At 56.9% G+C, this 12,117-nt stretch carries 14 protein-coding genes; all 14 read right to left on the bottom strand.

Annotated features, from left to right (window positions below; all coding sequences use genetic code 11):
• Window positions 1-304 precede the first annotated feature (304 nt).
• On the bottom strand, window positions 305-652 hold the full coding sequence (locus ALO64_RS20670) for a hypothetical protein (protein ID WP_002552410.1): 348 nt from the start codon (window positions 650-652) through the stop codon (window positions 305-307).
• Between the two features lie 2 nt (window positions 653-654).
• A complete protein-coding gene (gene hrpT / locus ALO64_RS20665) occupies window positions 655-858 on the bottom strand; it encodes an HrpT family type III secretion system protein (RefSeq protein ID WP_002552409.1) in 204 nt (67 codons plus the stop codon).
• Window positions 855-2,954 carry a type III secretion system outer membrane ring subunit SctC gene (gene sctC / locus ALO64_RS20660; protein ID WP_002552408.1) on the bottom strand — a complete coding sequence of 700 codons (2,100 nt, stop codon included), beginning with the start codon at window positions 2,952-2,954 and terminating at the stop codon, window positions 855-857. The genes hrpT and sctC overlap by 4 nt, the downstream gene beginning before the upstream one ends.
• Window position 2,955: 1 nt before the next feature.
• Window positions 2,956-3,387 (bottom strand): type III secretion system protein HrpG, encoded by a 432-nt coding sequence (locus tag ALO64_RS20655; RefSeq protein ID WP_002552407.1) that lies wholly within the window; start codon window positions 3,385-3,387, stop codon window positions 2,956-2,958.
• The gene (locus ALO64_RS20650) at window positions 3,374-3,598 is read right to left on the bottom strand and encodes a type III secretion protein (protein ID WP_002552406.1); all 225 of its coding nucleotides are present in this window, start codon (window positions 3,596-3,598) and stop codon (window positions 3,374-3,376) included. The genes ALO64_RS20655 and ALO64_RS20650 overlap by 14 nt, the downstream gene beginning before the upstream one ends.
• A gap of 83 nt (window positions 3,599-3,681) precedes the next feature.
• Complete coding sequence (sctL, locus tag ALO64_RS20645) at window positions 3,682-4,263, bottom strand: type III secretion system stator protein SctL (RefSeq protein WP_002552405.1); 582 nt, start codon at window positions 4,261-4,263, stop codon at window positions 3,682-3,684.
• 35 nt (window positions 4,264-4,298) lie between these two features.
• A complete protein-coding gene (locus ALO64_RS20640) occupies window positions 4,299-4,826 on the bottom strand; it encodes a hypothetical protein (protein WP_002552404.1) in 528 nt (175 codons plus the stop codon).
• The gene (sctJ, locus tag ALO64_RS20635) at window positions 4,826-5,632 is read right to left on the bottom strand and encodes a type III secretion system inner membrane ring lipoprotein SctJ (protein WP_005735154.1); all 807 of its coding nucleotides are present in this window, start codon (window positions 5,630-5,632) and stop codon (window positions 4,826-4,828) included. The genes ALO64_RS20640 and sctJ overlap by 1 nt, the downstream gene beginning before the upstream one ends.
• An 8-nt stretch (window positions 5,633-5,640) precedes the next feature.
• Window positions 5,641-6,015 (bottom strand): type III secretion system inner rod subunit SctI, encoded by a 375-nt coding sequence (gene sctI / locus ALO64_RS20630; protein WP_002552402.1) that lies wholly within the window; start codon window positions 6,013-6,015, stop codon window positions 5,641-5,643.
• A gap of 27 nt (window positions 6,016-6,042) precedes the next feature.
• Window positions 6,043-7,083, bottom strand: a complete 1,041-nt coding sequence (hrpZ, locus tag ALO64_RS20625) for a type III secretion system effector HrpZ (RefSeq protein WP_044345122.1) — start codon at window positions 7,081-7,083, stop codon at window positions 6,043-6,045.
• 53 nt (window positions 7,084-7,136) lie between these two features.
• The gene (locus tag ALO64_RS20620; protein WP_002552400.1) at window positions 7,137-7,463 is read right to left on the bottom strand and encodes a membrane protein; all 327 of its coding nucleotides are present in this window, start codon (window positions 7,461-7,463) and stop codon (window positions 7,137-7,139) included.
• A 91-nt stretch (window positions 7,464-7,554) separates the two neighbouring features.
• Window positions 7,555-8,463, bottom strand: coding sequence for a sigma 54-interacting transcriptional regulator (locus ALO64_RS20615; RefSeq protein ID WP_002552399.1), 909 nt, complete (start codon window positions 8,461-8,463; stop codon window positions 7,555-7,557).
• A gap of 50 nt (window positions 8,464-8,513) precedes the next feature.
• A complete protein-coding gene (locus tag ALO64_RS20610) occupies window positions 8,514-9,434 on the bottom strand; it encodes a sigma 54-interacting transcriptional regulator (RefSeq protein ID WP_011167989.1) in 921 nt (306 codons plus the stop codon).
• Between the two features lie 1,081 nt (window positions 9,435-10,515).
• Window positions 10,516-11,979, bottom strand: coding sequence for a transglycosylase SLT domain-containing protein (locus tag ALO64_RS20605; protein WP_010212821.1), 1,464 nt, complete (start codon window positions 11,977-11,979; stop codon window positions 10,516-10,518).
• Window positions 11,980-12,117 lie beyond the last annotated feature (138 nt).

Genomic DNA, 12,117 nt, shown 5'->3' with positions numbered 1-12,117 from the left:
CTAACGAAACCAGGAGCTACGGGTAAAAACGACATAGTTTGACACAGTACCTCAGGGGGAGCACTCGGCTAATCCCCGGGCGGGGGGGTTATCAGGCGAGCACTGCGTGAGCTATCTGCCCAAGCCTGAACTGACTTTGACGCGCTGCGGCTCCGAATCGAGAAACCAGGAAAAACCTCTAAGTGCCAACCGGTTTCATCACGCAAGGTGTGATGCCCGGACGCTTAACGCTTACCTTGTAGCTTGCCTCTTTCAGTTGCCCCAAAAAAAGNNNNTCGGTCTTCTTTCATGCTGGCAGAATTGCCTAAGCCAGGTGTTCCAGGCCTGCCAGCATCAACTCATGTCGCCGTATGTCATCCAGGTTGGTGACGGCATCCGGCGCGTCGCTTACGGCATGCCACACTACAAAATCACGCTGTACATCCAGAAACAGAAAGTAGTTACGGAACCGCTCGGCCTCTGAGAACCTCATTTGCAGCGCCTCTCTCAGTTGCTCGGGACGCAGCGCACGCCCTTCGATGTGCAGCGCGATGCCCCAGTCATGATGCTCGCGCCGACTGACGAAGGACACTCCGTTTGCCACCGGCCAGACAGCAGGACTTTGGGCAGCGACGTTGTAGTAGAACGCCGCTTTTTCCTTTACCTCAATCATTTCTAATCCTTTAACTTCACGACTGTGTAATCCCGCTCGTGGTCCTGGTCGTCCAGACCGTCGCGCATGTCCGGCGGCCACCAGATGACCAGTTCGCGGTTTGTGGAGTCCGGACGTTTGCAGGCAACTCCCGTACATCCATGGGTGGCACACCCCGACAGGGTAGCGAACAGCACCAGCACAACTGCAATGCTACTGATCTTCATGGTTTCGCTCCCTTGAGCAGTGATGGCCGACTCTCTTTCGCCATTTTCGATATCTGTGGCTGGCGCACAGCGATATACACCTCGCTCTCTTCACCCGGTTGCAGCCAGGCGTGAGGCCAGGCGGCAACACCGATGACCCAGCGACCGCCGCAGCGGCTCTCGTCGATACGTACCGGTTTGTCGGTATTGTTGTGCGCCACGACAACCGCAACACCCCAATCCTTTCTGGCGTACCACTGCGAACGTTGAGCGTCGAGCGTCAGCCCCGCGCCCGGATCACAAAGGCTATCAGTTTCAAATGGCAGTGTTTCGCCGGTGCGCATACCCACGGGGGCAGTTCCATCGACCATCTGGGTGAAGACCTTCTGGACATCGCCGCGGGTCGGCAACTCTCCACCGTCGCGTCGCTCCTTGATCCTTTTCATCTGATCATCGACGTCATGCGGGTTACCGTTTTGCACATAGCGAGCCGGGTTGACCTGATCACCAATCAGCCGCGGCGTCAGAATGAACAGACGTTCGCGCTGGCTCAGTTCACGGCTGCGGGACTGGAACAACAGCTTGCCGATGTAGGGAATGTCGCCCAGCAAGGGAATCTTGTGGACCTTGTCATTGGCTTCCAGCCCGTGGAAACCGCCGATCACCAGAGAACCATGTTCGGCGATGACGGCCTGGGTGCTGACGTTGCCTTTGCGAACACTGGGTTGCGTATCGTTGATATCGGAGATATCGATCTGGCCGTCTTCAATGTCGACAATCAGTTGCACCTGAGGCTTGCCATCGTGGTCCAGTGAACGCGGGATCACCTGCAGACTGGTCCCGGCGGTGATGGGCTCGATATTGGCGACGCGTTCTGACGTCGCCGTGATGTATTCAGTCCGGCTGAAGTCAATGACAGCCGGCTGATTTTCCAGGGTAAGAATGGATGGGTTGCCGATCACGGACGCTGAACCGTTGCCTTCCAGCGCATGCAACTCTGCAGAAAACTTGCCCGCGTTCTGAATGAACATCGTCGAACTGGTGCCCGCGTCGAACAGGTTGACGCCTCCGCCGACGCTGCCTGCGTTGAAATTCCAGCGACTGGAGAGCTCCGCCAGCTCGTTGCGATCAATGTCGAGGATCACCGCATCGATTTCGATCAGGTTGCGTGAGACGTCCAGTTCCTTGATGAGTTTCTCGTACATCGGCTTGCGCGACGGCAAGTCATAAATCAGTACCGCGTTGTTGCGCACATCGGCTGTTACACGAATGTTCGCGCGGCCACCGGAACGGCTTTTCCCGGATTTCTTGCTGCCGCTGCCATAGCTCAACACCCGATCAAGGCCCTGTTGCAAGGCGCCGGTATCGATGCCGCTGGAATCCAGAGGCAGGCTTTGAGTGTCCGCGTCGCCACCCGCGAGTCCGGCATTTGCGCCACCGTGCCCCAACAGGTTGATGCCATTGATGGCTTCGCCGCGAGAACGCGTGTCGAGCAAATCCTGAAGAATGCTGGCGACACCCGCTACCGTCAGTTGTTGATCACGATAACGAATGGTCCGGTCCGACGCGTTGGCGTATTTGAGCGGAAACACAACAATGTCTTGCTTGTCGCCCTTTTCCGGCGTCTCGACTTTTTTGCTGTAGTCACGAACCAGTTCCACGTATTTTGCCGGGCCGCGAACCAGCACCACACCCTCGTTAGGCAGGACGCCCCAGCCAAAGCGTTTATCCAGCAGGCCTACATCGGTCAACGCCGTCTGCAAGTCATCTACCGCATCGGATGAGACTTCTACGCGCGCCGAGGTGTGTTCGCTGGACGGGCTGACGTAGAGCGTGTCGTTATAGACAAACCACTGGAAGTGGTATTCCTGACCAAGCCGGTCGAGAAACTCTTCCGGGCTCTGGGCACGAATCCGGCCATCGAGCGTTCCTGGAATGGACGGCATGTCCAGCGCCATGCCGAACTCTTTGGCAAAGTCAGCCAGCGCCGTGGTCAGTTCAGTCTGCCGGGCGTCGTAGGCGTAAGCCGTGTGTTTCCAGGCTTCGGGGGTGACCGCCCATGTAACAGGGGTCAACCCGATCAACAATAAAGGCAACCACATCAAGGCCTTGCGCATTTCAAACTCCCGGTTGCCGGTGATTGAGGGTCGTGCGCCCGGATATCGCGGGCGTCATGTCGCCAATGGTGGTCTGCATCAGGCTGAGCAAGGCCGCACGCTGATTGGCCAGGCTTTCAAGGCGATCGAGTAGATCGGCGAGGTTGCAGGGGTTGGGTATCCAGGTGACCAGGACTATGCAGCGGGTCTGCGGATCAATGGCGAAGGCGCCATCACAGGCACACGCAAGGCTGGCACCCCCGTGGCTGAGCAACGCCTCGATGCGTTGGGAGTCATTGGCATCGTAGGGATCGAGCAGCTCAATGCTGCAACGTATTCCATGACCAACCACTTCCAGGCGGACGTTGGCGTCGTCGACCCAGCAGTCCAGCGCAGTCGCTGGACGCTGATCACACCACTGGCCGACGACCTCAGCGAACTCACTGAAATCCATCGATGACATTTTTGGTCATTTTGTAGCCGGCTTGCTGGCACTGGTCAGCGATGTTGGAACTGACAGCGGCTTGCTGACTTGCCTCACCGAAGGCATCAATGTCATCGGCAGTGAAATGTCCGTTGCCACCCTCAAGCACGTCATCCACGTCGGACAAGGCGCGATTCAGCGTGCTGTCGAGGTTATTTTGCAGAGATTTGAAACTTATCATGTCCTTTTACTCCAGCAGGAAGGTTCAAACCTTGAGTGGAGCAAACGGCTGGAGCGGTTCCATTTTCGGCGCAAGAGCCTGTTTCAGGCAGACGAGTCACGGCCTGCCAGCCCGTTGCGCAGCGTCGCCCAATCGATGTCGAACGCGCCATTGGCATCGCTCAGACGCAGGCGTTCGGTGGTCAGCGATGCGTCGCGCTTAAGCTGCCAGTATTGGGCAAACCGGCTGTCAGCCAGCCACTCGGCGACCGGCTCGGCCATGTCGGGATGAACGCTGAGGGTCGCCACCGCTTCGTTGAGCTGACTGGCCGCGAGATTTTTCACCAGTGCCCTGGCGCGCTCGGCCAGCGTCGTGTCGTCAAGCAGGTGCCGAAGCGACTCGCTGAGCAATTCCTCTACGGCAGCCATTGCTTGCTGCTGTAACACTTCACGCTGCACCTGCAGTTCAGCGAGGAACGCATTGGCGTTTTCCCAGAAGCTGGCCAGCGCCTGCTGATGCACAAGGTCGGCCTTCTGTTGTTCGAGAACCAGCATTTGCTCTGCCTGGCGCTGCGCGTCGGCTAGAACATCACGAGCCAGCAGGCTGTTGGCAATGTCTTCACGACGCAGCACAGGTTCAGGCAGAAGCGCAGTGGCAGTCAGCGTAATACTGCGTTTGGCGAGCATGGGGAATTCCTGATACAGAGCGAACCGGATCGAATTCAAACCGCCGTGACACGCCATAAAATGGCCTGCCACATCGTCTGAAGTTTATTCTCGGGTGCCTCGCACGGGGTGTCGGGAAGCTCATCTGGCGCCCAGGCCAGACGCAATCGCGACCAATACTCAGGCCCCAGCCAGGCCCCCAACAGCAAGCGAGGGTCTTCGTTGGCAAGTTCCAGCCAGACGCCGGGACGCAGCGCTTTGGTCAGCGCCCAGCACCATTGCCCGTCAGCGCCATCGCTTTCATTTCGGCAAAAGCAGATGCGCCGGGCCAGATCCAGCGCCTGCTCACGCTGTAAAGGTGTCAGCGCCAGCCAGCGCAACACCGGCTCAGCAGGCATCGGCGGTTGATCGGGTTCAATGCCGACACTCTGCAAAAATACGCTGTGACGACTGGCTATCAGCCCATCACAGTCACTGAGTGTCAGGCCGCAGTTCAAGGCAAAACGGCTTTGCCAGTCCGGATGCGCAAACTGCCAGGGGTTGCACCACCATTGAACCCAGTGGTCCTCGGCAATCAGCTCCATCAGGCACGCGCCGGTACGGTTGAGCGACTCCGCGCGCCGAACCCGATCCGACGAAGCAGCGCGGCACGCCAGTCACTGCGCAGCAGCAGCGCAATAATCAGCAGCAATACGACAACACCGGCCGGTACCAGCCAAAGCATCAGGTGCCAGAACGGCAACTCTTCGCTGTCGAGCTTGAACGGTCCGAAGCTGGCCCATTGCGTCGTTTCCTGAAACTCGGTGGCCGGTACAAAAACGATGGAAAATTTCTTCGATTCTGCCGATTGCGCAGACATGCCGGGGATGCTGCTGGCGACCATCTGCTGAATACGCCCACGCACACTGTCCGGGTCCAGCGCAGCCGAGTGCTTGATGAATACGGCTGCGGAAGCAGGTTGCACCGGCTCGCCCGGAGCGATGCGCTCCGGCAGCACCACATGCACTCTGGCCACGATGACACCGTCTATCTGCGACAACGTGGATTCAAGCTCCTGAGACAGGGCATAGATGTAGCGGGCACGCTCTTCGAGAGGAGTCGAGATGACCCCTTCTTTCTTGAAGATGTCGCCCAGACTGGCGCGCGACTGGCGTGGCAGGCCGGCAGCGTTAAGCACACGTACGGCGCGGTTCATGTCGCTGGTTGCGACCGTAACCACGACACCGGTCTTTTCAAGGCGCTTGCGCGCATCGATGTGCTGATCCGCAAGGCGTGCAACCACCTCGTTGGAGTCCTGCTCGGACAAGCCAGTGAAAAGATCGGTTTCATCACTGCACCCGCCAAGCAACAACATGCAAAACAACAGCAGCCCTGCGCTCAGAAATTTCACGAGAACCTCTACTGCAGGTTGGTCAGCTTGTCGATTGCCTGCGCAGTCTTGCTGACGACTTTGGTCGTGAGCGCTGTCTGCAGCGAGCATTGCGACAATGTGCGAGTCATCGCCGCGATATCCAGTGCCTCTCCGCTGCCCGAGGCCTTTTTCATGGAGCGCATGGCTTGCTGGGACATTTTTTCGGTTTCGCCCAGACCGCCGGAAATCGCGCTGGCGATATGCTCGGAAAGCGGTGCACCGCTTGAAACATTATCCGGGCGCGTTGCGGCGGTGAAGATATCGACATCCGCCTGGGGAGGTTCTGAAACGAGCCCTTGTGGCACATCCTGCCCAAGTTCCGGCGAGATGTTTTTAACATTACCAAGGTGGGAAACGGTCACTTGAGTTCTCCGTCAGGCGGGTATCAGTCAGGCAGCAGCCTGGTTTTTAGTGCTTTGCAGCAGCATGTTGACCAGCAGCAAGGCAACTTGAGCAGCGCTGGACTGCACGCCGGTCCCGGTCTGGCCAGCATCCTGAAGCGTCGCTTCCAGACCTTTCTGCAACAAGCCACCGAGTAACTGACCCAGGTCCTGATTCGGCTGTTCGCCGCCAGGCACAAGGGCAGTATTGGCGGTGCTCACAGGTGTCCCCAAGCCGCCACCGGCCAATACCGATTGCAGTCCCCGGTCTATCAGCTCACCGATCAACTGGCCCACATCACCATTGGAATTGCTGTTGCTGGCTGGGCCGGTGTTAGCGTCGATAAGCGGATCACCCAGTGAACCAGGCGAATTTTCCGTATTGCTCACAGGGCTGCCCAGGCCACCACCGCTGCTATCGCCCGCCAGACCGCCGGCTGCATTCTGTTGACTGCCCAATTGCTGGCCGATGATGTCGAGTGCCGAGCGGAACTGCGCTGTTTCGTCGCCGTCGAGGAAGTTATCTTCCTTGAGTTCGTTCACCCACGAACCCGAGTCCGGTTTGGGAAACTGTGCGGGGTTGTCGTCCATGAACTCCGCGATCTTTTTCAGCATCGGCATGTCGTCCTCGGAAAAACGAGTTCCGTCATCCTGCTTGGTCAGAAGAACATTCAGCATCGACTTGGCCAGGCCATTGAGCACCTGTGTCATCAAGTCGGGTTGTCCGGTATCCGAGGCGTTGTCGGCAGAAGCGCCAAAATTGTCGCCCAGCTTTTCGTGGATAAGCGCGTCCAGCGCAGCCTTGATGTCCTCGAGGCCGCCGCCAGCCTTGCCACTTGCGGCCATCGCTTTGCCGAGCAACTTGCCCAATGGCGAACTCTCGTCCAGTTGACCATTGTGAGTCAGCTCCTGGGCAAGCTGCGCAATCACTTCCTGAAGCGCCCGGCTGGATGTACTCGGCCCGGTTGTCTCGGTTTCAGGACGGATCACAACGAGCGCCATCGCCGGGCTTTGCAGCGTGCTGCTGCTGTTAAGACTGAGACTCTGCATCACAACCTCCTCAAAGTAGCAGCCCCCTCTGTGTGAAGGGGGCATTCAAGAAATCAGAACTGGACGACCGAGTTCCGGATCTTGCTCGCAACGATTTGGTTGGAAAGGGCTTCTTTCTTGTCTTCGAAGCCCGCCAGCATGCTCGTCTCACGCAGCAGGCCGTTCTCTTCGTTCGCAGTGCCGTCAAGCTCGGAGCTTTTTGCATCACCTTTACTGATGCTCGAGCGGGTAGCGTCGATACTGTCAGTGCTGCCCGTGTTTTTGGTCAGTGCAATGTTGCGGTCGGCGCTGCTCTTGACGCTGTTGATACCCTGCGCAGCGCCACCCACTGTGTTAACGACACCGCGACCCGCGTTAGTCAGAGAACTTATGATGCTCATAACGTGATACCCCTTGGTCTGTACCAGCGTAATTGCTTGGTACAGATAGGTGGTAACGACCCTTAAATCGGTTCCAGCGCTCTGCAAAAAATCAGATCTGCAACTCCTTGATACGTCGATAGAGCGTGCGGCGTGGCATGTCCAGCTCCAGGCTTGCCGCATCAATGCAGTTACGGTGGCGCTTGAGTGACTGTTGAATCAGGGCCTTTTCAATCGCCCTCAGCTGGGATTTGAGCCCACAGGCCAAGTGTTCTTCACTCTGCGGGTCGACACCCAACACCGGGAAACCCAATACATGGCGCTTTGCAGCAGCCTTGAGCTCACGGATATTGCCGGGCCACTCATGCCCCAACAGCACCTGCTGAAGCAGCGGACAGACATCGGCAGAGGCGACGTCCAGTTCTTTGGCAGCCGCGGCCATAAAGCGCTTGAACAAGGGCAGAATGCGCTCAGGCTGTGTGCGCAAGGGTGGCAGCTGGAGTGTCAACACGTTAAGGCGAAAGTACAGATCCCGACGAAATTTCCCCTGCTCGACGGCATCATCCAAAGACGACTGGGCCGAAGCGATCACGCAGACATCCAGCTTGATCGTCGATGTCGAACCCAGTCGTTCCAGTGCTCGGGTTTCCAGCACCCTCAGCAGCTTGGCCTGCAGGCTGAGCGGCATGCTGTCGATCTCATCCAGATACAGCGTTCCGCCTTGTGCCGCTTCGATGTAGCCGACTCTGGAGCGGTCAGCACCGGTGTACGCACCGCTGACCACTCCAAACAGCTCACTCTCTGCCAGCGACTCCGGAATCGCAGCGCAATTCATCGCAACCAGGCGACCTTTACGGCCAGACATTGTGTGAATGCGCTGGGCAATAGTGTCTTTGCCAGTCCCGGTCTCGCCTGACAGCAACACATCGATACCGAGTTGCGAAATGCTTTCAGCGACGATCCCCAGATTTGGAACACGCTCCTCGTCCAGGTCGTCATCAAACCCCTCATCAAGATCCATCACATGACCCCCGAGACATCAGCTTTTTGGACTCCAGCCGTTGCTGCGATCTATGCAGCAACTCCCAACTCCTTCATGCGGTGGTAAAGCGTACGTCTCGGCAGTTCGAGCTCCTGAAGCACGGCGTCGACATTGTGTCGATGCCGTTTCAACGCATCCTGAATAAGCATCTTTTCGATCACGCGCATCTGCATGCGCAGACCTGTCACCGGATCGCGCGCATCCATTGGCTCGGCCCCCAGCAGCGGGAACCCCAATACAAACCGCTTGGCTGCGGATTTCAGTTCGCGCACGTTGCCCGGCCAGTCATGGCTGAGCAGGATCTGCACACGACCGTTGTCCAGTACAGGAACGGGACGTTGGAACTCAGCGGCAATCTCCTGGGTGAACTGGTCGAACAATGGCAGGATCTGTTCGCGACGTTTGCGCAAGGCTGGCAAGTGAAGCGTCAGCACGTTGAGCCGAAAAAACAGGTCGCGACGAAAAAGTCCTTGTTCCACCAGTTCATCCAGAGGGCGCTGGGCGGAAGCAATCACGCGCAGATCCAGTGGAATGAATTCGGTTGAGCCCAGCCGCTCGACCCCCCGGCTCTCCAGAACGCGAAGTAACTTGGCCTGGAGGCTAAGCGGCATACTGTCGATTTCATCGAGGTAAAGCGTACCGCCGCTGGACGCTTCGATGTAGCCCTCGCGAGCGCGGCAGACACCGGTAAATGCGCCATTGACGACACCGAATAACTGGCTTTCTGCCAACGATTCGGGGATGGCGGCGCAGTTCATGCCGACAAAGGGCCCGGACCTGCTGGACAGCTCATGAATGCGATTGGCCAGGGTGTCTTTACCCGTCCCGGTTTCCCCGCACAGCAGTAAGTCCATATCAAGAAACGCGCTGTTCATTACAATTTGATGACCAGCGGATAATGCAGTTACGTCCCAATACTCTCGGACGCCCTTATCAATGTCTGTGCTCATCGATCACTCTCACTGTGGGTGGCAAGCGGACTATTAATACCACGTCTTACAAGGCACACATATAGTAATTTAGTTCCCCATGAAATGAGAAAAAGCTCACAAAGTTGAGAATTATTATCATAGTAATATCGTCATATGACGAGCAACACCCGCATAGAGCCAGACTGTTGGGATGATTAGTTTAATCTATCGATACTCTATTCCGATCAAGCGCTTACCGCTCAAAAAACGTTAAACCCCCCGGCTTCCGGGGAGTTAACCGCACTGCCCCGTCCTGGACCCTGGCAAAAAACTATATAACCACACGGTTTATTATTAAAAAACTTCACAGAAAAGTCACTCGACTCATAAAAATAAATTTAACGTTATAGGCCGTTTTACAAGGGCTCACTTAATAACGGGCTGAAAGAAATTAAAACGGGAAACCCATACTCAAGCAGTCCCCTTTCAAGGAAAATAAACTTAACAAACTACCCGACCAAAACGAAAAGTTCGACATTGAAACTTAACTTACTGATGGGGAACGGAAGACGTTACACGTAACGCTCGACAGGGTGACTCATGGGTTTTTATACATTCGGTTTTCCGAACGCCGCTCACCCTTGGCATGGAGGGTTACAAAATCCTCCCGGTTTTTTGGGCTCGAAACTAGATAGCTTTTTGCCACCCACCCATTCGGCTATCCGAACGGGTGGATTTCATGGCATGCGGGCTCAAAATTTGATCGAAGAGATAGTTAACTGAAAGGATTCAGTGTAGGACAATCCGTCAATCGCAAGCTGTCACCACGCCAAAGGCGGTGACCATAACGAACGGTGATACCTCGTCATCACGGAAGAATGTTTCTAAATGTGTGTAAGCACTAGCTTACAAAACTTTAAAAAAGTTCAGCAAAAATAGTCTGCGAGCGTAAAAAGTTCACGGCTACCTGCCACGAACGAGAACAAAAACAAGGACGTATCAGCGTTGAAATATAGCGTCTTAACGGCGAGTCACACCGAAACGCCAACAAGAAAAAGCACCAAAAAAGGGCATCTTTCAGGTGATTTTGCTATACATCCGGCTTTAAAACCGCAGGTTATTAGCGTGAACCGCTGGCATAGACCACGATACGCGGGCCGCTTGGCAGCTCGCGCGGGCCCGTACGATCCTCGATATCATCACGCCTGCGAGGCGACGAGCGGTCATCCACGTAGCGCCCGGCTTGTACCACGCTAGGCACCGATAATGCCTCCCTTGCCGGTGTCCGCGGGGTCATCGGCGGCTCTTTATGCTCGACAGCCGGTACCAAGGGTGGTGTTTGCGGCGCAGAAGACTGCTCTGCTACCCGCATGGGTTCCACTGGGTTGGGCACAGGTGCCCGTTCAGCTACCTCAACCGGCTGCGCTGGCCTGGGCACCGGCGTTCGCTCGACCACCCTCACCGGCTGTGCCGTCTGGGGTAATGCCAAGTGTTCGACCACAGGCTTATCAATGCGCTGAGGGGTGCCCGTAGTCACAGGAAATTCCCCGGTTATTCGCGCGATACCGGCTGTCAGCACTTGCTTCTGAGTCTTGGGCAACAGCAACCGCCCTGGTCCATCTGGCGTTTTTTTGCGCAGAAACGCCGAGTTGAGTCTCAGCAACTGGCCCTCATCCACACCCGCAGTGGCCGCAAGCTGGGTCAGGTCTACCGCATGGTTGAGTTCGACCACGTCAAAATATGGCGTATTGGCGACCGGGGTGAGTTTTACACCATAGGTAGCGGCGTTGCGCACGATCAGCGAGAGCGCCAGCAGCCTGGGCACGTAATCCAGGGTTTCCCTGGGCAAATTCAGGTGCCAGTAATCAACAGGTAGTCCGCGCCGCCGATTGGCCTCAATCGCCCGGCCGACTGTGCCTTCGCCCGAGTTGTAGGCCGCCAGTGCCAGCAGCCAGTCATTATTGAACTGATCATGCAGGCGGGTCAGGTAATCCATCGCTGCCTTGCTTGAGGCCACCACGTCACGGCGAGCGTCGTACGTAGCGCTTTGATAAAGATTGAAGCTGCGCCCGGTAGAAGGCATGAATTGCCACAGGCCAGCCGCCGCAGCCGGTGAATTGGCCATCGGGTTGTAGGAGCTTTCGATCATTGGCAACAGCGCCAGCTCCAACGGCATGTTGCGCTCGTCCAGGCGCTCGACAATAAAATGCAGATAGGGGCTGGCCCGGACACTTGCCCCACTGATAAACCCACGATTGCTCAGCAGCCAATCGCGCTGGCGAGCGATACGCTCATTCATACCCTGGCCATCGGCCAGCCTGCTGCGTTGCGCAACTCGCTGCCACACGTCCTCGCCGTTATAGACGGGCAAATCGGAAATTTTCTCTGCCGCCCGCGCACCTTCCTGATCATCTCCTCCCCAGTAGACCAGGCCCGTAACCAGCCGCGGATTGCGTTCCTGCCGGGGTGCTGAGTAGTCCACAGACTGACAACCCACACACAGCGAGCCCAGGGCGAGGACAGCGATTTGAATAGCGCGAGCCAGCAAGCGGGGGCTCGATACGATGGAGGCAACGGCGGGCATGGGAGGAATGTCCTGAACGTGTCCATCCTACGTGGCACGTTCACTGTTACGGTTCCCTTTGAAACCGATATCAGCCGCGCCAGGCATCTTGCTGAATCATTTCAGCCATAAGGGAAGCTCCGAGCAAGGCAGCTGTTC

The sequence above is a fragment of the Pseudomonas meliae genome, assembly GCF_001400515.1.
Taxonomy (GTDB): domain Bacteria; phylum Pseudomonadota; class Gammaproteobacteria; order Pseudomonadales; family Pseudomonadaceae; genus Aquipseudomonas; species Aquipseudomonas amygdali.
The sequence above is the reverse complement of the archived record's forward strand: the minus strand, read 5'-3'. Positions and strand labels throughout refer to the sequence as shown.